This is a genomic window from Bradyrhizobium sp. 23 (genome assembly GCF_023073295.1).
GTDB lineage: Bacteria > Pseudomonadota > Alphaproteobacteria > Rhizobiales > Xanthobacteraceae > Bradyrhizobium > Bradyrhizobium canariense_D.
Genome location: NZ_JADPJF010000140.1, coordinates 1 through 20,524 on the forward strand (window position 1 = coordinate 1; position 20,524 = coordinate 20,524).

Consider the following 20,524-nt stretch of genomic DNA (forward strand, 5'->3'; position numbering starts at 1 on the left):
CCATCCGAAACCTCCGTCCAAGCCGGAGGCTTCTTTCGCACGTTCATTCGAATTCTGAAGCAAGGGTATCGGCTTCGCGCTTACATCCTTACACGGGGCCAAAAGCGCTCACGATCCCGATCGTGATCGGCACGAGCGCGACCATCACCCACAAAGCGGGCGAGCTGGAGGACAGGCCAACGACCAGTATCAAAACACCGATACCTACGAGGGCCGCTGAGATTGCGTAGGCGACTGCCTTTTCCATCTATCGATCCACGACAACAAGGGATCGGTCGCACAAGGACTCGAGGCAAATCGAAACGTTCCTTTCTTGATTTAACTCGGCCATAAAATCCTATTTAATGCTAGTTTTGCAACTTAATTTCGCCAAATTAAAAGGCGCTTTCTGCGCGTCGGGGCAGGGCTATTAACCCGGAGTCCTGCATGTTCACTCGAGTAGTCGTAGCTTTATTGCTCGCTTTTGCGACATCCATTTCATCTGAAGCGCGCCCCTTGCGCGCCGCTTTGCCACCTGAATGCAACGTGATTATGCCATGCGACTTTTCATCTTCGCTGGTGCAGGCGCAGAGATACACGAGACCGTCACCGCGCCTGCAGCGAGGTGCCGTTGCTAGCCTACGGATGTCTGTGGCCAGCTCAGGGGCCTTAAGTAGTGAGATCGTTAGCGGTCGTCCGCCCGGTTGCCCTCGATCGTTCTGCGGATGTGGTGCGGCGATCCGAGTGTTTGGTCGGGTAGTACCGGAACTGAACCTCGCAGCCAATTGGCTGCGCTTTCCCCGCACCTCGCCAGCACCGGGAATGGTTGCCGCGCGACGTGGACACGTCTTCGTCCTTGAACAGCACATCGCTGGTGACATCTGGAAGGCGTACGATGCCAACTCAGGTGGGCACGCAACGCGAATTCACCCGCGCTCCCTGCGAGGGTACACCATCGTCAACCCTCATGCGGCTTAAAGCCATCGCGCAGCGTTCCCGTTGGAGTTGTCTCGCCACGTTCTGGAGCATCCGGTTCGCGGCTTCCGCTCAAAAACAGGGCCGCAGCAGTTTTCGCTGCGGCCCTGAAGTTGCAACTTGATTCTGCGCCGGCTTGTTCTCGCAGTTTGTCCCGAACACCGAGGTTGATAGGTCCGCCATCATGGGAAGCTTCAATGCAGCCAGGGCGTTCCATGACGATCATTGGTGTTCACATCAGAACGATAGAATTCGACGATGCGGTGCTTCATTGAGACCCGGACACGATAACCAGCGGATATCCACGCTCTCGCTTGAGGACCTGCTCTCTTCAGTGTGCTCCACCACGCAGTGAAGGTGTAGGCCGATCTCGGCAGAGGCTTCCCCAAGATCGCTTCAATTTCTGAAAAGGTCAGGCGGAGACTTTGACCGTTCTCCGTTCGCAGCCTTTCATGCAATGGCTGGTAAATCGACCTCGGCATGCGAGCACCATATCGACAAAATGGGCCGGCTGCCCGGCATTGGAATAGCAGACTGGTGCATATAGAGCGCGGAGGCGAAAGGCATTATCATTCAGGTCTGGAAGACCCCGCGGAGCCTGACGCAGCGACGTCTCTTCAGTGTTCCCTTAGCTCTAGGTCTCTCAGCAGCACGTGGAGAAAGTCGCTGGCGTGGTCATAGCGTTTACGACCATTCACGATCTCGCGGGTGCGCGGCTCCAGTGTGCTGGCGATGGCTTCAGCGCCGGGTAGATCAGCCTGGTGCGACCACTGCTGTAGCAGCCGATCAGGAATGCCTTGAGCGGATCCAGGCAGCTTCAACACACAATAATCGCCATTGTGCTTGTGATCAGCTTTCGCATAAAAAGCGAATAACGCTCGAAAGGCATTACGGGAAACGGCAGGTTTTGCCATTTAACATCCCCAACGTAAAATCGACTCGCTTTAAGTTTAGAAATCTGACGCGTTAACAAAATAAAATCCAGTGGAATTTAATCGCTTGCCCTCGAAAAAGAGGTCATCAGAACTGACGTAAATCGAAGCACTGTGCATCACAGCTCGCGCCGCCCTGCATCTCCGATACCCTATGCTGCTACGGGACAATCGACCTTAGCAGGCGGCCGAGTAGGATGGGCGGGGCAGGGGCTGCCCCGCAAAATTGCTACCAGACCTCGCAAGTGACTGAGACGAACCGATGTTCGCTCAACCCGCTCCCGAAGTCGCTCTCGTGCGCATGATCAGACAGTCGGTCTAGCGCTGCCCGGTCAATAGCGCGCGATAGATCTGTCCCGATCGAGGCCAGTCAATTTGCATCGGCTGCGGCGACCCACTCGATCGGGGTGTCGCGACCGCAGGCCGGCACCTAGCCGCTCGATAGGCATTGTCTGGTCGCCATTTCATGGCTTGACGTAGGTCCATCCCTGCTCCTGCAACTGCATCACCCTAACGACGCCCGACCTCACCACTTGGGCTTGGGCAACGATCGGAATGTCTTTATTTTCGGCCTTTTGCATTTTCTCTTGCGTGTTTCCACAGGCTTTGAATGATACTTCCGGCGTGCTCAGAGCCATTTCCTCAATTCGCGCTTTCACCGGCGACGTGTCATCGCGGAGCATATGGAGGCCGGGGCCGAAGGTAATCACCTCCACTTTCACTCCTTCACCAACCTCCTTGTAGTATTGCGCGACGTTGAGTGCATTGTTCAATGCAAGATTCATTGACGCGGAGTCGCTTGTGTTGACCTGAAGGATTAAGCGGTGCTCTTTCTTGGCAGCAGACGATGGCGCGATGCGCGCCAGCTCAAATTGTTTTGGCGTCGCGGCCCGCGCCGATGAATTCGCGTGCGTTCTTGCCGCGCCATGTGCTGAGGCTGCAGGCAAACTGGGCTGTGCCGAGAGCAGGCGAGTCTCCTGTGCCGCGGAACTAGACAGCCCGACCAGGAGCGAGATGATTGTCGCGATCATCGCTGTGATAATCTTCGGAAATTTTGGCATTATGTTGTTTCTCCAAGCAAGCTGAGGTTCATGATCAATTGTTGGGCTTCGCGATCGCGCGTGGCCATTTGCATGTTGCCACCAATTTTGCACGTACGCTCTCGATACCATCGAGAGCGAACACTGCACCGGCGCTGGTCCCCGTTCGGCGTGACACATGCACGGAAAGTTCGCTGTGGCCGGGGATCGATTGCAACAGGCGAACGACATCGCCGTCAAGCGCGACACCGCGCACCGACGTAATTGTTGAGACCTGAAAAGGTGGATCATCATTAATGCGCAGGGATAGGGTGTAATCCTCGCGACGGCCCGACAGGCCGGCTCCATCAAGCAACACTTCGGTCAGGCCGCCGCGACAGCGTATCGACAGGCTCATTGCTGCGTCCCCTTGAGATGGTAGTGTCGCCTTGATGATCGATGAATAATCAACTGGCGAGGTGGTCTCGCTGACGATCCACGCCCCGGCTCCATTTGCGGGCCGATCAGAGACGCGAACCGGCGCCATAGGGTCTTCGGCGCCTCGGGCCCGAGCGAGGTCATTTGCGATCGCGAGCGTCACGACGAGAGCGATCAGGGTGAACGTCATTGCGCCGCCTGGCTCGAACGCGGCAGACGATCGAGCCAGGCCTGCGCCGCGGGAGAACGCGTCAGGCCAGGGACCGTCGCCGCCAAGTTGATCGACTTCCATTTCGGATCGAAACCGGGCTCCTGCAGCTTGTTGATCCGCGAGAACAGGCGGTCAACAAAGCGCGCCACACGATGAAAGCGATTGGATTTGATCGGCCAATTGAAAGCGACCAGCACGGTTGGAACGGCAATAGTTGTCACGCGTTCCCCCTGCCTGATCAAGTTTGGATAATCAGCTGCGTCCAGCCAAGATGGCAGATAATAATCTTCGAACTTGCTCTCGTAGGGGACCGGCAAGAACTTGAAGCCGGCATCCCAGCGACCACGTATGAATGCATCCACCGGCTTCGATGTTATGAAAACGACGGCGGCCAGCTCACCCCTGCGCATTTGTTCCATCGCAACCTGATGGGGGATGAATGCCTTATCGACCTCGATCCCCAGCCGGCTGAAGATCAGCGGGCCCGAATAAGCTGCGGCGGTACCTTGGGTGTTGAAATTGACCTTCTTTCCGACCAGATCACTCAAGCTCTGAATTTCGGGCCTGACGAATACGTGCAGTTCAGATGGAAACAGGTTGAGCACATAGGTGATCCGTCGCTGGATGTCCGGCACTTGGCTCTTGTACTCGTCAAGTGCGTCGGAATTGATGATTGCTGCATCAATGCCCCGCAAATACAGCAGCGAATTGACGTTTTCGGTTGCGCCACGGGTCACGATGGGCAGCACGTGGAGGTCCGTTCCATCATCGGCCACTCGCGCCATTTCCGCGGCAAGCCGAATGGGAGCTCCTTCCAGCAGACCTCCGGCTATTCCGACAGTCCAATCGTTCATGGCCGCAATTTCCGCCCTTGCATGATCCGCACGTGCCCGCGGAGTCTGCTGGGCCATTGCTGGGCAACAGCCCATGATCAAAAGCGGAGTGGCTATCACGATGAGGAGAAACCAAGAGCGTATTCCAACCAGCTGCTTCATCGATCCGACTCCCCCAGGAACGTCTACTCTGTTTTGTCCGCTGCGCTCTTCACTTCGACACGTAAGTTTAAGTTCGATCTGTCGATACAGCGCACGACCATTTGTCTGCACCGATGCTGCTAATGACCAAGTGCGTCGAATCGCTCCCTTGCCTCCTTGACCCCTCCGGCTGCTGCTCTGGCGTAAAGCTCTCGCGCCTTGGACGTGTCGCCGCGCGTTCCGCTCGCGCCCCATTTTGCAAGCAGGCTCGGATCATACGTTTCCGCGAGGGCGAAACTTGCCGGTGCGCTCCCTAATTCAGCAGCACGCTCCAGGACAACTCGTGCCGCGCCAATATCGCCTTGTCGAAGCAATCCGGTTGCGCGAGCGATCAATCGCACGAGTTCGGCGGCGTTTTCGTTCCGGGGAACCGGGGATGGCGCCTTCGGCTCAGCTGCTGTGACCACGAGCTCTCGCGCGAATTGCGCGGGCGGCGCCTGCGGCGATCCCAGCAGCAGTGTTCGGAGCAGTTCCCTTGTTGGCGAATTGCCGGCTCCGCCTTCGCCCGACACCCCGGCGGGTAGCCACGGTCCGATACTCGGGCGCGCTGCGGCAAGTTCTTGCTCATCTCGGCCGGATTGGTTGCATTCTCGCCGGAGCCGCTTTTTCAACTGTTCGGCTCGATCATCGTTTGCCGCGGCTTGCGCTTCATAGGCGAACAGCGTGGAACGAGCCAACGAGAGCTCTTGCGCCAGCGCATCTGCTCTTTCGTGCTCCTCCTTTAATGAGAGCTTCAGTTTAGCCGAGGTATTCTCCGCCGTTCGTTTGGTCTGCACCGTTTCTTCGGTTGCCTTCGCGATCTGCTGGGATCGGTTGTCGAGCTCGATTCGCGTCGTCGCGAGCGTCTCCTCCAGCTGTTTGGTACGATCGTGCTCCTGTCGGAGGCTTGCCTGTACCTGAGCCTCCGCTGCCTCTTTTGCACTGATCTCTGCGGCTTGTCTGGTTACCTCTGCGGACTGGGTCTCCAGGTCGTGATGAGCGGCTGTCAGATTCTGCTCCAGCCGGTTTGCCCGATCTTTCTCCCGCTCGACAGCCTGTTGCAGCTCTCTCGGATCGCTCTGTGCCCGGCGTTCGGGTTCGCGACCCTCTGCGCCGATTTCGCGGCTTAGCCGTGCCTGCACTTCGAAATCGTTGCGCGCCTTGACAAGTTCCCGTTCCAGACGCTGCGTGTGCAAGCGCTCCTCCCGGAGCGATTTCTGGAGCTCATCGGTTTCATTCTCGGTGGCCTCCGCAATGCTGGTCCATTGCTCGCGTGCATGCTGCAACAGCCCCAGCACGGTATCCTGCTCCCGTCGGCATGTTCGAAGGTCAGCAGCAAGGGCCCGTATCCTCTCCTGTTCTGTGGCGAGCACTTGCCGCGATCGCTCGGTATTGCTGATTGTGGCTTGTGCGAGCTTCAGGGGTGTCGTGTCGGCAGATGGTTTCAGCCGCGCCGCGCGCCACCCTCCCGAGCCGGTCGTGCCGCGCAAGTGCGTCGCCATGACATGGGCGTCGCTCGCCGGCCGATTTGGCTGCTGCGCGAGAACGGGTATGGTCAAAACCGATATTATCGTCAGGACAGTCGGTGCAACCCACGCCGACCTTGTTGCGCAGGTGCGCGCACAGCTACGAACACAATCCGAGGCAATCCACACGTCTGCGCGGCGAACGGGCGATCCAAGGCCCGACCCTGCCTGCATCGACGCTTGTGCCCACATCCGCGACATTAATGCGTCAATCCGTTTCTCAATTTCAATTTACCCTCAGGCAAAAATAAACCATATTTTATTTTATTCAATCATTTATCGCCAATTAAATGTTCGGCCGATGCTGCCGGTCGCTTGAGAAGGAGATCGTCCAATGCTGCACCGACTCCCCTCGCTGATCATTGCGATTATCGCGAGCGTAGCTGTACTGGCCCTGGCCCAAGCAGGCGGCGCAGTGGCGGGCTCCGCGGGTGCCGGCACTGGGACGGGCACGGGCAGCGCCAACACTAGTGGGTCAGCTCCGTCCGGCATGGGTACAAATGCGAGCAGCGCCAACCCTGGTCCATCGGCGCCTCCAGGAATAGGGACACGAGACGTTGGTACCGGTGCAAACCTGAACCGCACCAGTCAAACCAACAGCCCGGACGTTCAACCCACCACGTCGAAGTCGCGGGCGGCGGCGAGGCCAAGAGAACTGCCTGCGCTGGCCACGCTCAAAATGGTCTGCCGATCGGAGCTTTTGGCACCGGCACGAGCAACGAGGAGCAGATGATCGTTGGACCGTCACCTAACCGAAAAATACCGGCAGCGAAGGTCGACGGAAATATCGCTGGAATAGTTGGTAGGGGCTCCAGCCTTTCGGACCAAGTGAGCCGGCCGCGCGCCGCACGAACTGGGGAAAAAGTGCTGGACGCCGCTGGACGCCAAAGTGCAAGTCCAACGGCGAACGACAGTTTCGCATAAGCGCATTCCCGCCTCAGAAAACAGAACTCGGTAGTCTGAGCGGACCGAGCCGGGCAGCCGAGCGCGCTTTGGCGTCCCTGCTCAGGTCTGCGCGCCGCCCGACGAAGGCGCCGGCAGGGCTTGGTTCTCCATGGGGCGCCTTGAAGAGGACTGACGCCCGGCACACGGCCGAGTGGGATTTGGGCTAGGCGAGAGCATTCACGCGGTTATGCGAGCGCTCGATTCCGCGGCATTCGGATCACGTCCGATCGGTCGGAGCGAGGAGCCAGCCGTGCATTGTTCGAAATGCTCGCGAAGCATGTCATTAGCCAAGTGCTCCCAGAACTCAGCTTCGGCGAGAAGCTTCCAGCTTCGATCTGGATGATGCGCAGAAGTCTGTCGGCACAGCGACGCCATCGCGCGCAAGCGGCGTACGGTCTCCATCCACTCCTCCCATTATTTTTCCCCACCTTATTTTCTGTTTTGCGTCATATTGATTATGATTATACCGGATAATCAAATTTGCCTTCCGTGGCGCGACTACCGAAACGATTTGACGCGAACGACTTTCGGCTTTGCTTTCAAATTGTCTTTCAGATGAAGCGCAGCTTCAAAAGACTAAAACAGATAAAAAGTCAGGCTTAAACCAACTCAGGTGCGGGACATGATCCGCAGCATGCCGCTCGTGGATGATCTCGGTCAGAGCCGGAAAGGGACGCCGGATCCAAGTGCAGCACTTTTCCCGACACAGAGCCTTCACTCGCATCGGCCTGCCTTGAAACCCCGCTGTGCGCACGCCTCATTGGGGAGCGATCGGGCGGCTTGGAGCTGTGCAAGGGTTATCGGAGGCTTCAAGGTCGATCCGTGAAACGATCGTCTTCGAGTTCGCTGAAATTACGCGCGCCGCTCGCCATCATTGAATCCGCGTGCGGCAACTCGTCCCAAACCGGGGCCTACGCATCCGTGACGCCGGCCCTAGTCTCGCTCTTTCTCCGAGGCTTCGCCCTTCCGCCCTTCGCACTTGCTCTCGTAGCCTGTGCAATTGGGCAAGCAGGCTAACGAGCTCCATCGCCGTTTGACGCAGAACAGCCAAGCGGCTGCAAACCCCACTACTCACTACAATACCCCCAAACAGGCCCTTGCAGGATCAGCGATCGGAAGCGTTAGTTTGCGCCGACCTGCCGGTGTGACGCTTAACTTACGGTTCATGAGGGCGTCAGTTCGCTTTACGGCGATAGGCCAAAATATTTCGCATCCCTCCAGTAAGCCCTGGCAGAAATAGCCGCCAAGACAGGAATCTGGATGAACGCTGCGCCATGATTGAGCGCATCCAGCCCGTACCAAGACTAGTCGGTGCGGCAACCATGCCGCAACAGGTCAACTCCGCACACGGGGCGTCAAATGAGGCGGTCGGCCCAAACTCGTGTAATGCTAGTCAGTTCGGCTCCGCGTCTGTACCGAAGCCCGCTACGCATCAGCACAGCGGCGCTTCCTCGAATATCTCCCCGGGCCGCACGACCGGCTCATCGACCCAGGCCTCGCGAGCGAACCAGTTGTGATTGGCGCGACAGACCGGGCAACGAGTATTGCCATAAAACACAACGCTCCGCAGGAAAGCCTCACGGTCCGACCTAATACCAGTAGGAATCGCGCGACCGGTTTGCGGACATTTGACCATGATCATTCCCATGCGAGCCTCCCTAGGAAATTATTATTCGTTGTCGAACGAAAGAGAACCGGCCGGCTGGAGTGCGTCGTCATCTCAGTGTGGGTTACTTGGGGGGCATCGCACACTGGGAGTGCTTGTTCGAGCAGGGCGGGTTGCTCGTGACCACGTTTTTCCAACCGGCCGGATCGCTGCTTGAGCGATTCCTTGGACGCCGCCGCTCTTTGGCTCGACAGCGCGGGCGTTGATTATTCGTCTCTCGAAAGCTCCTGGGGCGCCACTGAAAATGGGCCAATCTGAGCGGGTGTGAGTTTTGGGCGTGCTATGCCGCTCGCGACGAAGACGATCATGTCGCCCGTGATGGGCAAATTGGCTAATTCGATCACCGGTTTCACTCCACTCTCGTCAGCGAAATATTCGTCGTTAGGATTTAATCCTGCAAATTAAGCCTTGCGCTGTCGGTCTGGTTTGCGACTCTCGTCAAGTTTTATTTTTTGCTGTCCTGCACGCAGGAGGCCAAGATCATCGCGGCGATTTCTGCGACGTTGTTCTCGGTAGGCTGTTATTTCTACGCAGGACCCGCTTCTTGGTATTTGAATGGTTGCATCCGGTTCAAACATGAAATAAATATTGATTATATTGAGATCATATAAATCTCGTTGTTAATTGTTGTCAATGACGTAAGCTGTTTTCGTCATTTTTTTGGTCGGAGGAGACGATGCGGGAATCAGTCCAGAAGAAGCGCAACTCCACCTCGGCTGCGAAGCAGTTGGCTCAAATGCGCGAGAACCTAGCGAGCATCAGCGAGAGGGAGCGCGTTCTAGGAGAGCGGAGTGCTGCTCGCGAACTTTACCGCTATCTGCTGGACTCTCACCGGTTGACCGCGCCGGCGACCTTTCTCGGAGGACAAGTGTTGAATATTTCTCCATCTGGGGTGAACGAGGGTGGTCAGCTGGCGGCGTGACCCGGGGCCGTATGGTCATTCGAAACGAATCTCAGTCAGGCGATGTGCATCCGCACTGAAGGTGGATTTGCACCGCTGCAGCACGGCAATCAAGCCGAATTTCCTCGGCAACTGCAGCTCGTTTGAACGCACCGCGGACAGTACATTGCAGGATGTTGTCGCCACCGCGTCGACACGGCGGCGAAACAGATATCGTTGCTATCGGGAATAGCCATGCTGGAAAAAACATCGGCAGAGATGGTGTTGAGACCCGCCGCGGGTGCAGTCTTCGCGCTGGTGGACGGTCGATCAGTGCTTTTCAGCGAGACAAGGCAGAAACTCTATGAGTTGGACCAGCTAGGGGCATTCATTTGGTGCAAGTTGGCAGAAGGCGCTTCTTTGGAAGACGTCCATCAGGAGCTCGGGCAGCTAGGCATTGGCGAGCGCGCAGCGCGCGAGTTCACGTGGCAGGCGATGAACGTCTGGATCGATCGAGGGGTGCTCGATCTCGACTGGCGAATGTCGGCCGATTGTGCCTTCTCAACGGTTCTTGGTCAGCGCAGGATCGGCGTCCGGGCTGCAAATCGGGAGCTCTCGCAACAGTTGATTTCGCTATTTTGTGTTACGGACGACAGCGGCGAGGAGGAGGATATTGCGATCGAGACAATGATGCTCGGCGATCGAGTATTCTTCCGCGGGAATGACGGGAGCATCCATAGATGTGAAGCCGCAGCTCTGGCCCCTACAATCAAAGCTCACATCACAGAGCGACTTATCCGAAGCAATCAGTGGGCTTTCGCGCTCCACGCCGCTTCTCTTGCAAAGTGCGGCATGGGCTTGCTGCTGTGCGGCCAACCGGGAGCCGGCAAGTCGACTCTTGCACTAGAACTGGTAGACGCTGGATTTCAGTATGCCGGCGATGACGTTGCGCTGATTGGGGCTGACGGAACGATCTGCGGCATCCCATTTGCCCTCACCCTCAAGCAGGGATCGTGGCGGTTGCTATCCCGACTGTATGGCGATTGGAACGACGTGACGCACCGCCGGTCCGATGGCGCCGAAGTGCGGTATTTGCCGATTCCGGATGCGCACAATGGGAGCCTCTCTGCCAAGTGGATCATCTTTCTGAACCGGGTCGCAAGCGGCCCCGTCGAGCTGACCCCCCTGGATCAGCTTGATTCCATCAAGCGGCTCATTGAGGGCGCTTTTGCCGCAGACGGGAAGCTGTCGCAGTCTGGCTTTTTCGCTTTGAAGCGGATTGTTGCGGGCGCACGATCGTTCCAACTTATCTATTCGGAATCGGCGCAGGCTCGACAGTTGCTGATGGACTTGTGCGATGACAAGGCATAGTGCGGCACTGACAAGCCTATGCAACTGCTTGCGAGGCTTGCCGCCCGTCGAAGTGGAGTGGACCTCCGTCATCGGGCTCGCAAACCAGACGTTGACGACGCCTGCGCTCATTGACTTCGTCGATCAATTTGCATCGGTGTTGCCGGAGGACGTGTGCACCTATATCCGCCAGATCCATCGCCGAAACGTGCTGCGCAACGACCGGTTGGCCAGTCAATTGGAAGAGGCTGTCATTGCGATGAACGGCCAGGGAGTTACGCCGGTGTTGCTCAAGGGTGCGGCAACGCTAGCCACAGCACCTGTCGAGCGGCGAGGAGTTCGGCTGATGTCCGATCTGGACATCATGGTCGTGCCGGACGAAGCTGAAAGGGCGGTCGCCGCTCTGGGCGCAATTGGCTATGAAATTCATGATCAAGCGCGCCCCGAAAGCCGGAGATGGTATGTCGAGCTAAGTCGAACGCGGGATGTCGGAACCATCGATCTGCAACGGGCCGCTCCAGGCCCCGCGTACCTCTATGCTGGCTCCGGACATGCCCTGAACCATTGCGTCCCCGCGCTGCTGGGGCGGGGACGCGTGTACGTCCCGACGCCCACTTATCGAGCGCTGATGTTGATCATCCACGATCAGTTTCAAGACTACGGCTACTGGCTTGGCGAACTCGATCTGCGGCATCTGGTTGAGTTGCGCGACTTGAATGATTCCGAAGGGCTGGACTGGCAGGAACTTGCCTCTCATGTCTCGGGCGAACTGATGAAAAACGCGGTCGAAACCCAACTGCTCGCCCTTGCTGCGCTGCTTGGGGTCGATATCCCGCGCTCAATGCGCACCCGGCTGATTCCTCGTCTGCAGTTCATGCGACAATTAATGCAAGCGCGCTTTCCGGCCACACGTGTGCCGTTCCTCGCAATGACGGTCCTGGACCTCAGAAACTACCGGCGGGAGGCGACCTCTGGTTGCAGGCAAACCGGCATGCGGCGGCCTGGATTGTGGTCCGTGCCAAGAACGGACACCTTACAGTTCCTGTTGAGGGCCGCGACCGCCGTTCGTGTCGGAAAGGTGTAAAGCCAGCACGCTCGCACGCCTTCAAGGCCAAACAGTTTTAGCAAACGACATGTCTGCAATTGCGCGGAGTTAATGCCCTTGTCCACCGGCATTCCGATCGGACGACTCGTCGTTCTCGCGAATCCTGAACTCTTCGAGCGTGTGCCCCGATTGGAGCGCGGCAACTAGCCAGCGCGGCTGTTTACCACGCCCCGACCAAGTCTCCGTCGGGCGGAGTGGATTGAAGTATTTTGGCACGACTTTCGGGTATTTGCGGCGCGGCGGCTCGCTCGTACCGGCGTTGGCGGCCCGGCGTTCAGCTTCACCGAATTGATCCGGCTGGTTGAGTTGCGCAAGACGCTTTTCGAGTTCTCGCTTCTCGACTGTGATCTTTTCGGCAAGTATCTTTGTCAGCTCTTCGTGAAGGAGCCAGAGTTCCTCAAAGTCCATGGCTTCGAGATCTTGCCGACGCATAGCATTCTCGTCACCGTTTGACTGACGCCTGATCCATCTGTCATTCTCAGCTTACGAGCACATCATTGCCCGAACGCCCAAATCAACGATGGACCAAAGCCAGTGCTTCAAATCGACGCTACAATAAATAAATAGTATATTATTTAATAATTATTACTAGGGTTATTTTATTAAATGAGGGTAGGCGGATCAACGACTTGCTGCAATGCAAGAAAGGGGAGTCTCTCAATCGAGTTCTCTCGGCGGCACAGTCGGAGCATCCTTCCCCGGCTGGCCCCTCGGACATTCGGGACCTGAAGCTCAAATCGAGTTCAGGCGGTTTGGGCTGACGGACATTGAGTTCGTTGGCGCTCGTGCATATCCGAAGGCTGCAATATCGAGATCGCCCAGAACAAAGGACAGCCTACGCCAACCATATTCATCGAGAATATTGCGTCGCGGATGACTTGTACCGGCGCTCGATGTGATCCCATCATATCAGTTCGCTTGAATGGTTCCACGGCTGCCCGCTTGACGTGTGAATTTACCCGCTGCGCAATTGAATTATGCGGATAGCCCATTGTTTCGGCTTGCTTGATTGCTGCGACGCAGTTATCTGGGAATGCGATTTAAGTACGGTTCCACACATTTTGTTGGGTAAATCTAGTTCACCATCTTGATTAATGTCGATCCGGGGCATATTAAGTTTGGCGCAACTACAGGGTGCGAGCATGCCAGCTAAGAAACTCGAGTTAGAATCAATGTCCCTTGACGATCTCTGGTCGCTTCATGAGGAAATTAGCGGGATCTTATCGGACCGAATTAAGGCAGAAAAGCACGAACTGGAGAAGCGCTTGGCGGTCCTCGGGGGCGGGGCGGCTGTTTTGACGGACTCAAGCGGACCGGGCGTGTCTCCGCCTGCCAAGGCGAGACGCAAATATCCGCGTGTGCTGCCGAAATACCGGAACCCCCAGACCTCCGAGACCTGGTCGGGGCGCGGCAAGCGGCCGCGGTGGTTGGTTGCTGCGATGAAGTCTGGCCGAAGAATTGAGGACTTTCGCATAGGGGATGCAAGTCCGAAGCTTCGTCAGCGCGCGTAACCTGATCTGCATTGTTCGACGGGGTGGTTGGGGTTGAATGGCCGCCGCAGTGCCCGTGATCCTGTGGGCCTAATAGGCGTTGCGTCCCCGCAGCACTTCGAGGGGAGTTCGCAGCAGGATTACGAGATCGAGCCGAAGGCTCCAGTTGTCGATGTACCAGAGATCGTATTGTACGCGGGTTTCGACCGTGATGGCTGTGGGGGTTGGACCGCGGCAGCCATGGACTTGGGCCCATCCGGTCAGTCCTGGCCTGACCCTGCGGCGTAGGGCGTAGTTCCGCACGAGCTTGTCAAATTCTCCGTCATGAGCCAAGGCATGAGGACGGGGACCGACTAGCGACATGCTGCCGTCGAGAACGTTCAACAGCTGTGGCAGTTCATCGAAGCTTGTCCGTCGCAGCCATTTGCCGACGCGCGTCACCCGTCGGTCGAGGCGATGGGCCTGAAGGATCGCCGGCCCGTCCTCGAGCACATGCATCGTCCGGAATTTGCGGATCAGGAAGATCCGGCCATTAAAACCACAGCGTTGCTGTCGAAAGAATATGGGGCCGGGCGAGTCCAGCTTGATTGCAAGTGCGGCCAGCACAAGCAACGGGGCAAGTATCGTCAAGGCAAGCGCGGCGCCGAAAAGATCAATGATTCGTTTGGTCGCACAGTCCAGCTGCGTAAGCGGCCCACGCTGGAGTTCAACACAAACCGTACTTCCAAGGCTTCGCGTGGGGTGTCGAAGCAATTCGGATGTTGTACCGACCGGCACGAACACAACCGGTAGCGGCAAGACCCGCAAGTCGGCAACGAAGGCCCGAAGTTCGGGCCATCGTTCCGGGTTCGCTTCCACAACCACCTGGTCGAGCTCGGAGCTGCGAATGTAGTCAATCACGCGAGCCGTGAGCCGCCTTCGACAGGCAGGACCGAAGCCGATTGGGGGCAAGCTGAACCGGCCTCGGACACAATAACCATGCATCGCCAGCGTTTCAGGCAGTCCGGCGTTTTTCGATGGCGGCTGGTCGCTGACCAGAACAATGTTTGTGCTGGCGAATTTTCTGCCGCTCAGGCCCTTCCCGAGAAGCGCTCTCACTCCCCACCGCTCGGCCATAAGAAAGCCCAGGCCCAGGACAGCGAAAAGTGTGCCCGCTTGGTGAGAAGAGCCCGAACCAATTGCAAAACCGTACCCGGCCCATATCAAGAACAACAATGACGCCCATGCAATCCAGACGGCGCGCATCTGACTTCGCAGGACGAGGAGCTCGGCTGGCCGATAAAGGCCGTGCGTCTTCAACAGGCAAACGAGACATGTTGCGCTGACTAGGGCCAGGCCAAGTGCGTTGCTTAAGTCGCCTGCAGCCCATCCACTCTGAGCTTGGCTCAGCCACGTCGAAACGACGCTCGCAAAAAGAATGGTCGCAATATCCGCACAGAGCGCCACGTATTCGATCGAGTCGTACCGGAGGGGCCATTTGTGCTGGCGGGATAGTGACGGCCCGGGACTGACACGATCCGTAACCTCCCGATCGGGGAAATGTCGGTTCACGAAATTCATTGTCAGGACACCTGCAGTTAATATTTAATATATTATCAATTAATCCGAACTTTCAAGTGAAAAATACCCGTTTGGCTATTTAATATGTCGCACTGCGCGGAGACCTATCGAGATCCCTGTCGGGAATTCCGCGCGCGCATGCTGTCGAGGTACGACGGATCCAGCTCCGAAATCAGGTTCTCGAGAAAGACCTTCCCGTCGGCTGAGGCTAACCGGTATGCAGCCACAAGCGCCGGCCTGAGGGCAGGCCGATGCCTAACGATGAAACCGACGTCGCGCTTGATCAAGTCACGGAATTCAAGCTCCCATACCACAGCGTCTGTGGCGAACGCGACGGATAGCCGTAACGGAAGCAGATCCAAATCATTCGGCGCGGTATAGTACGACATCTTGAGCATCGCTGCCGTCGCAGACTGGGTCAAATCGTGCCTCGATGCCGCCGCGAGCATGAGCCAAATGTCGCCGCGAAACGGCGAAGAGCGTAATGCACGGGCAAAAGCATTCGAAGCCACGGGAAGAGCCGTCCTTTGCTCGTCCGCGGATATTGCCGGATCCCAGCTGGATCTCGGTTCCCCCCGGATCCATAGGTCTTCACGTGCTGCCGCAACTGAAGCCGGTTTCGAGATCGCATTCGGCCATGCTGCGGTCAATACGCCTGTCGGCGAAAAAGAATGACCACCGAGATACCAGGCGGGCAAGACCATCCAAATTGCCTGCACGAGCAGTGTGATACCAAGAACCATCAGAGCAACGCGGGGCCAGGCGGTGACAAGCGCCGACGCGAATCTTGGACGAGATGCCGGAGCTGGACCGCCCATCCAATCTGAAGTCTCTTTCGATCCCGGGGATATGGCGTCACGGCCTGCGCCGGGGACGCTTTGACCGAATGCCAGTCCAAAAACCGCGGCGATCAAAAGCGATGCGCCCAAATCCAAAATTTCATGGTCGGCAAAGGCCAGTACCGTCAGTGTAATCGAAGCGCCGGCGCCCAAGGCTGGGTACACGTAATCGTAAGTTCGCGACAGAGACCGCCTGATCAGAGTACAAGCGCCGAGCATTGCTACAACCACGAGACCGCAAAGGAACGCCCACCCCATATCCACAACAATTGCGGCGGCGGCCGTTGGCCTTTCTCGCAGCGCACCGCTTCCGATGTCCCGATAAATCGGCAAAAGAACGGTCGAAGCGCCTGCACCGGATCCCGCCGGTCGGACGTCCTGTAGCATCCGTTCTGTCGCGATCTGGCTGCTCGTTGACAAAGCGATCGTCAGATCGGTGTTCGTCCTGAACGGAATGACCGTCACGCTGGCAATAAGAAATATTACGGCGGTTGCGAGAACGCCAGCGGTACCCCACAAACCGAAGAACCACCTGCGAATTGCGAACACCGAGAGCAGGATTCCTGATCCGAGGAGCGAGGCGACGACGGCGGTTGAGTTGGTCCGAATGAGCAGCGCGGCCATGCAGACAGTCATTGCGATGATCGCGGCGGACAGAGCTGGGAGCGGCGCTGGCCCAATTGTTCCTGGCCGACTGCGGCGCCGATATTGATCGACTGCGCGTATTGCCGTCGCGCAGGAGAGCAAGAGGCCGAGCACTGCGACTGTTGAGCCATCGGGCCCGGCGACACCAGCAGTTCCCTTGCCGAACCACATAGCTGTGGCGATCGTGGCTATCAACAGCAGGATATGCAGGACTTGCGCTGCACGATGCCGGTCAAGTGTGACGACCGCAGTGACAAGGGCAGCGGCGAGCACAGAGCAATACTGGGCGAACGAGAACATCGTCGCCCCGGTATCGACTGTGATTAATTCGGCGAGGGGTTCGTTCAAGGCCGCCGATGCGGTTGCCCAGATGGCATTGCCGAGTGTGCCCATAGGCATCGGCACTGCCTGTGACGCCATCCAGAGCGCCGGAGCCGCAAGCACAACGCCGAGACCAGGCCGGAGTAGCTTGGCGAGCCCGAGGGAGGCGGATGATGGAACGATCGCAACAACCAGCGCAGCCGTTGCAAGTACGAACGACGCCAATATCCTGATTTGCAGGCTTTCCGGCATTGCGAGCGCCGCGGTGATTGCCACTAACTCGGCTAACATGACAAGTCGGATGATCATGTAAACACCAACTTGTGGTGCGGCCACTCCGCCGATCCGCTAGCCGGAGAACGTGGAGCCGCTACGAGACAGCCTCAAGACCCAGAAAGACCATAACGGATGTAGTGGCTATCATGATAGTAGTAGCTCCGGTGTCCGTCATATCGAGCCATGGCCTTGGTATCCGTTTTGCTGAGAACCGCCCCAATCAGCGATTCGTGAATGTTGGGTGCCGTGTGCAATGCGTGCTGCACGACATCTATTTTGGTCCGGCCCCATTCAACAACCAGGATGTAGCAGTCAATCAGGGACGAGGTGGCTCGGACATCGACCAACGGGGTCAGCGGGGGAAGGTCGACGATGACATAGTCATAGTCAGCTCGCAAACGGTCGAACAGTTTGCTTACCGCGTCGGCACAAAGAATTTCGCTGGTGTGAAGCAGAGGTCCCCGCCGCACGGCGGGCAGAAATGCAAGATTGGTCGTCGGATCCCGCCAGATAGCGTCCGCGAGTGAGCGGCTGCCGTTCGCAACTTCGATGATTCCGGTGACAGCTTTGGGCGCAAAGATAGCAGATAGCGAGGGATTCCTCAGGTCGCAATCAACGATGATGGCCTTCTTGCCGGTGTGCCCGATCAATTGCGCGAGCGAGGCTGCAATCGTGGTCTTCCCTTCATTCGGTAGGGCCGAGGTAATCCCGATGACCTGGGAGGAAATTTTCGCCGGATTGTGGTCGATGGCTAGCTTGATGGAGCGAATCGCCTCGGTATATCGAGATAGCGGCATCCCGACCACGGTCCGATGAACTGCGGTCGGCGACGAAACTATCCGTTGCTGAACATCATCATCGGTTTGCTGGGGACGAACTGATGGCTTCGGAGATTTGCGGGCCGGTAACAATGGGACCAAAGATATGCAAGGCAATTCCAGCACGGTTTCCACTTGTGAAGAGGTACGAAAGACGCGGTCCATGAGGTCTCTGAGCAGCGCCAGGCCGATGCCCAGCGCGAGACCGCCGAGGATTCCGAGCGCCAGCACCAACCTTGTCTTAGGCTTGCTCTTGCTCGGCGGCGGCGAAGCGGGAAAAACTACCCGCGTTTCCGAGATGGGGAATGTCTCCTGCTGTGTGGAGCCCATGTAACGCTGCAGGAAAGTCTCGTACAAGCTCCGCAAGCCCTTTGCTCGGCTCTCCAGATCCTTGATGGTCAGCTCAGCAGAATTGACTGAACGGGATTGAGAGACTGCCTTGGACAGCTGCTTTTCGATTTCTTCCTGCCGCTGTTTGGCGAACTCGAATTCGCTTCGGCTGACTTCGGCAAGTCTCTTGACCTCGTCGACAATGGAGACGCGAAACTCCCGGATCCGATTACGGACATTGACAACGGCCATGTGGTCGCGACCGACCCTGGCCGTCAACTCGGCCTCACGCCGCGTAAGTTCCAGATATTGTTGGCGTAGCCCCGTAATGATCTGACTGCTTGTCGCATCGGCCCCGATAGCGTCGAGATTGATCATCGAGGACGGCTTCTTCGGGTCGGAGGCAAGGAGAGATTCATACCGAGCCAACTTGGCCGTCGCCTCAGAAGACTGGGCGCGTGCGGCAGCCAATCGATTGTTGATTTCCGTGATCTGCTGCTCGTCGATGGGCTTTCCATCCAAAGAGACGATATTGTTCTGGACCTTGTAGACATCGACGGCACGTTGTGCAGCGAGGGCTTGGTCGCCGAGATCGCGCAGCCTCTCCTGAAGCCAGCTTGTTGCCCTGCGATTGGCATCGAATTTTGCATTGAGCTGGTCTGCAACATAGGTATTGGCTACCGCGTTGACGATCTCCGCAGCTCGGGCTGCGTTGCTCGAACTGAAATTGATCTCAATGACGTTGCTGTACCCGACTCGCCCTGCTGAAAGCTGACTCAGAAATGCGTCTACGAGAGTGTCCGACGGTTCGCTCTTCGCGTCGGGCAGGCTATCTTTCCTCGATCCAGTCGGTGCCCATGACCGAATTCGCTGCCAGAGCGACTGTAGAGAAAGCCCTGACCCATTAAAATCCGGATCGTCCGCCAGCTTCAATTGGTCGATGACCGCGACCGCAGTGGCCTTTGATCTCAGGAGTTGAAGCTGGGTCTCGATTTGACTGAGATCGAAAGCCGGCTCGGCGAGAAGTGATTGCTGCTGGACAAATAGGGGCCTTGGATTAGCCAACAGGATCTGAACCTGCGCGGTATAAGTTGGAGACACCAACCGGAGATAGAGCAGGCTGGCCGCAGTCACGAGTCCGGCAGTGACAAGGATAACGAGATATTGGCGCCGTAGAAGCCCGACCGCGAAATTGATGAGGTCGCTTATTCCTCCGCCGTCTGCCTGGGCGGGTTGAGCCAGCCAGTTCACCGGCATCCGCGATCTGTCCGTGTGTTGAAGGTTGTTCTGGAGCATCACGTACCTGTCCGACGGTGGGTCACGTTGGGGCCGCTCGCCCGCAGACCTATGTTAAGGGGCGCGCAGGCGGTGGGGGATTATATGCATATAAAAATCTACTTGCCAAATTAAATAAATAAATATATTAATGGGCATGAAATTGAAAATAACGGTGAGTCTGCCTTTTCAGTCTGACGTTGGTAAAATAGAGGATGTTCTGGGACTTGCGGTCTGCCGGTATTTGCATCGAGAATAATGCGAGCGTTTCGGGGGCGGATCGGCGGCCGGATAATTAAATTCCGTCGGATATTTTTGGTCAATCGCAACTAACCCAGATGGGTAAATTGAGGGCCGGCAGGAGGTGCCCAATGCTGGAACTGCGATCCCTGGCGATCCCTGATGTCAAATTAATTCGAACAGATCGGTTTTCCGATGCTCGCGGCTACTTCTGTGAGACCTTTCAGCGATCGGCTTTTGCCGAGAAGGGAATCCTGCATGACTTTGTTCAGGATAATCAGTCCAGCTCAGATCGGATCGGCACGGTGCGCGGCTTGCATTTCCAGCGACCGCCTTTCGCCCAGGCGAAGCTCATACGGGTGTTGAATGGGGCCATTCTCGATATTGCCGTTGATCTCCGACGTTCATCGCCCAACTTTGGCAAGCACATCGCCGTCCAGTTGGATAGCGAAAGCGGCGAGCAGGTGTTCATTCCGAAGGGATTCGCGCATGGTTTCTGTACGCTGCAGCCCAAGACCGTGGTCTTGTACAAGGTCGATCAGGTCTACGCCCCGAGCCATGACGGCGGCGTCAATTGGGCTGATCCCGCACTAGCGATCGAGTGGCCCGTCACACCGTCAGAGGCTCAGATATCGCCAAAGGACCAGATTCTTCCTGCGCTCAACCAGCTTCCTTGCATTTTCGAATAGTG

The 20,524-nt window shown here is 57.3% G+C and carries 17 protein-coding genes; 6 read left to right on the forward strand and 11 right to left on the reverse strand.

Annotation, left to right across the window (positions count from 1 at the left end):
• Positions 1–88 precede the first annotated feature (88 nt).
• The 6 genes from IVB32_RS32725 to IVB32_RS32755 all read right to left on the reverse strand — a co-directional run bounded on the left by IVB32_RS32725 (position 89) and on the right by IVB32_RS32755 (position 6,126).
• The gene (locus IVB32_RS32725; RefSeq protein WP_018456767.1) at positions 89–247 is read right to left on the reverse strand and encodes a hypothetical protein; all 159 of its coding nucleotides are present in this window, start codon (positions 245–247) and stop codon (positions 89–91) included.
• Between the two features lie 1,324 nt (positions 248–1,571).
• A complete protein-coding gene (locus IVB32_RS32735) occupies positions 1,572–1,868 on the reverse strand; it encodes a hypothetical protein (protein WP_247372060.1) in 297 nt (98 codons plus the stop codon).
• A gap of 482 nt (positions 1,869–2,350) precedes the next feature.
• Positions 2,351–2,947 (reverse strand): DsrE family protein, encoded by a 597-nt coding sequence (locus IVB32_RS32740; protein ID WP_247372058.1) that lies wholly within the window; start codon positions 2,945–2,947, stop codon positions 2,351–2,353.
• A 34-nt stretch (positions 2,948–2,981) separates the two neighbouring features.
• Positions 2,982–3,533, reverse strand: coding sequence for a hypothetical protein (locus tag IVB32_RS32745; RefSeq protein WP_247372056.1), 552 nt, complete (start codon positions 3,531–3,533; stop codon positions 2,982–2,984).
• Positions 3,530–4,549 (reverse strand): TAXI family TRAP transporter solute-binding subunit, encoded by a 1,020-nt coding sequence (locus tag IVB32_RS32750; RefSeq protein WP_247372053.1) that lies wholly within the window; start codon positions 4,547–4,549, stop codon positions 3,530–3,532. The genes IVB32_RS32745 and IVB32_RS32750 overlap by 4 nt, the downstream gene beginning before the upstream one ends.
• Positions 4,550–4,668: 119 nt before the next feature.
• On the reverse strand, positions 4,669–6,126 hold the full coding sequence (locus IVB32_RS32755; RefSeq protein ID WP_247372050.1) for a hypothetical protein: 1,458 nt from the start codon (positions 6,124–6,126) through the stop codon (positions 4,669–4,671).
• On the opposite strand from IVB32_RS32755, the gene IVB32_RS32760 reads away from it, so the two are divergent.
• Positions 6,119–6,412: a hypothetical protein gene (locus tag IVB32_RS32760; protein WP_143273084.1), complete on the forward strand. Its 294-nt coding sequence runs from the start codon at positions 6,119–6,121 to the stop codon at positions 6,410–6,412. The two genes, IVB32_RS32755 and IVB32_RS32760, sit on opposite strands and share 8 nt — an antisense overlap.
• Before the next feature lie 2,058 nt (positions 6,413–8,470).
• Here the strand turns inward: IVB32_RS32760 and IVB32_RS32765 are convergent.
• Positions 8,471–8,686 (reverse strand): hypothetical protein, encoded by a 216-nt coding sequence (locus IVB32_RS32765; protein ID WP_085349052.1) that lies wholly within the window; start codon positions 8,684–8,686, stop codon positions 8,471–8,473.
• Positions 8,687–9,380: 694 nt separating this feature from the next.
• Here IVB32_RS32765 and IVB32_RS32770 point away from each other — a divergent pair.
• The 3 genes from IVB32_RS32770 to IVB32_RS32780 all read left to right on the forward strand — a co-directional run bounded on the left by IVB32_RS32770 (position 9,381) and on the right by IVB32_RS32780 (position 12,018).
• Entirely contained in the window at positions 9,381–9,626 is a 246-nt protein-coding gene (locus IVB32_RS32770) for a hypothetical protein (protein WP_085349051.1), read from the forward strand.
• Between the two features lie 213 nt (positions 9,627–9,839).
• The gene (locus IVB32_RS32775; RefSeq protein ID WP_247372048.1) at positions 9,840–10,955 is read left to right on the forward strand and encodes a serine/threonine protein kinase; all 1,116 of its coding nucleotides are present in this window, start codon (positions 9,840–9,842) and stop codon (positions 10,953–10,955) included.
• 37 nt (positions 10,956–10,992) lie between these two features.
• Entirely contained in the window at positions 10,993–12,018 is a 1,026-nt protein-coding gene (locus IVB32_RS32780; RefSeq protein ID WP_247372045.1) for a nucleotidyltransferase family protein, read from the forward strand.
• A gap of 69 nt (positions 12,019–12,087) precedes the next feature.
• Here IVB32_RS32780 and IVB32_RS32785 read toward each other — a convergent pair whose 3' ends face one another.
• Positions 12,088–12,471, reverse strand: a complete 384-nt coding sequence (locus IVB32_RS32785; protein WP_085395796.1) for an H-NS histone family protein — start codon at positions 12,469–12,471, stop codon at positions 12,088–12,090.
• A 710-nt stretch (positions 12,472–13,181) separates the two neighbouring features.
• Between IVB32_RS32785 and IVB32_RS32790 the strand changes: the two genes are divergently transcribed.
• Positions 13,182–13,550, forward strand: coding sequence for an H-NS histone family protein (locus IVB32_RS32790; RefSeq protein WP_247372042.1), 369 nt, complete (start codon positions 13,182–13,184; stop codon positions 13,548–13,550).
• Between the two features lie 69 nt (positions 13,551–13,619).
• Here IVB32_RS32790 and IVB32_RS32795 read toward each other — a convergent pair whose 3' ends face one another.
• From IVB32_RS32795 to IVB32_RS32805, 3 genes are all read right to left on the reverse strand, one after another.
• Complete coding sequence (locus IVB32_RS32795) at positions 13,620–15,089, reverse strand: exopolysaccharide biosynthesis polyprenyl glycosylphosphotransferase (protein ID WP_247372039.1); 1,470 nt, start codon at positions 15,087–15,089, stop codon at positions 13,620–13,622.
• Positions 15,090–15,193: 104 nt separating this feature from the next.
• The gene (locus IVB32_RS32800; RefSeq protein ID WP_247372036.1) at positions 15,194–17,203 is read right to left on the reverse strand and encodes a hypothetical protein; all 2,010 of its coding nucleotides are present in this window, start codon (positions 17,201–17,203) and stop codon (positions 15,194–15,196) included.
• A 74-nt stretch (positions 17,204–17,277) separates the two neighbouring features.
• A complete protein-coding gene (locus IVB32_RS32805; protein WP_247372033.1) occupies positions 17,278–19,614 on the reverse strand; it encodes an AAA family ATPase in 2,337 nt (778 codons plus the stop codon).
• A 350-nt stretch (positions 19,615–19,964) separates the two neighbouring features.
• Between IVB32_RS32805 and rfbC the strand changes: the two genes are divergently transcribed.
• On the forward strand, positions 19,965–20,522 hold the full coding sequence (rfbC, locus tag IVB32_RS32810) for a dTDP-4-dehydrorhamnose 3,5-epimerase (protein ID WP_247412707.1): 558 nt from the start codon (positions 19,965–19,967) through the stop codon (positions 20,520–20,522).
• Positions 20,523–20,524: the final 2 nt, after the last annotated feature.

Bases quoted from the DNA above. Each gene is read 5' to 3' on its own strand.
- IVB32_RS32725 (WP_018456767.1), bottom strand. From the start codon at position 247: ATGGAAAAGGCAGTCGCCTACGCAATCTCAGCGGCCCTCGTAGGTATC.
- IVB32_RS32735 (WP_247372060.1), bottom strand. From the start codon at position 1,868: ATGGCAAAACCTGCCGTTTCCCGTAATGCCTTTCGAGCGTTATTCGCT.
- IVB32_RS32740 (WP_247372058.1), bottom strand. From the start codon at position 2,947: ATGCCAAAATTTCCGAAGATTATCACAGCGATGATCGCGACAATCATC.
- IVB32_RS32745 (WP_247372056.1), bottom strand. From the start codon at position 3,533: ATGACGTTCACCCTGATCGCTCTCGTCGTGACGCTCGCGATCGCAAAT.
- IVB32_RS32750 (WP_247372053.1), bottom strand. From the start codon at position 4,549: ATGAAGCAGCTGGTTGGAATACGCTCTTGGTTTCTCCTCATCGTGATA.
- IVB32_RS32760 (WP_143273084.1), top strand. From the start codon at position 6,119: ATGGTCAAAACCGATATTATCGTCAGGACAGTCGGTGCAACCCACGCC.
- IVB32_RS32765 (WP_085349052.1), bottom strand. From the start codon at position 8,686: ATGGGAATGATCATGGTCAAATGTCCGCAAACCGGTCGCGCGATTCCT.
- IVB32_RS32770 (WP_085349051.1), top strand. From the start codon at position 9,381: ATGCGGGAATCAGTCCAGAAGAAGCGCAACTCCACCTCGGCTGCGAAG.
- IVB32_RS32775 (WP_247372048.1), top strand. From the start codon at position 9,840: ATGCTGGAAAAAACATCGGCAGAGATGGTGTTGAGACCCGCCGCGGGT.
- IVB32_RS32785 (WP_085395796.1), bottom strand. From the start codon at position 12,471: ATGCGTCGGCAAGATCTCGAAGCCATGGACTTTGAGGAACTCTGGCTC.
- IVB32_RS32790 (WP_247372042.1), top strand. From the start codon at position 13,182: ATGCCAGCTAAGAAACTCGAGTTAGAATCAATGTCCCTTGACGATCTC.
- IVB32_RS32795 (WP_247372039.1), bottom strand. From the start codon at position 15,089: ATGAATTTCGTGAACCGACATTTCCCCGATCGGGAGGTTACGGATCGT.
- IVB32_RS32800 (WP_247372036.1), bottom strand. From the start codon at position 17,203: ATGATCATCCGACTTGTCATGTTAGCCGAGTTAGTGGCAATCACCGCG.
- IVB32_RS32805 (WP_247372033.1), bottom strand. From the start codon at position 19,614: ATGCTCCAGAACAACCTTCAACACACGGACAGATCGCGGATGCCGGTG.
- rfbC (WP_247412707.1), top strand. From the start codon at position 19,965: ATGCTGGAACTGCGATCCCTGGCGATCCCTGATGTCAAATTAATTCGA.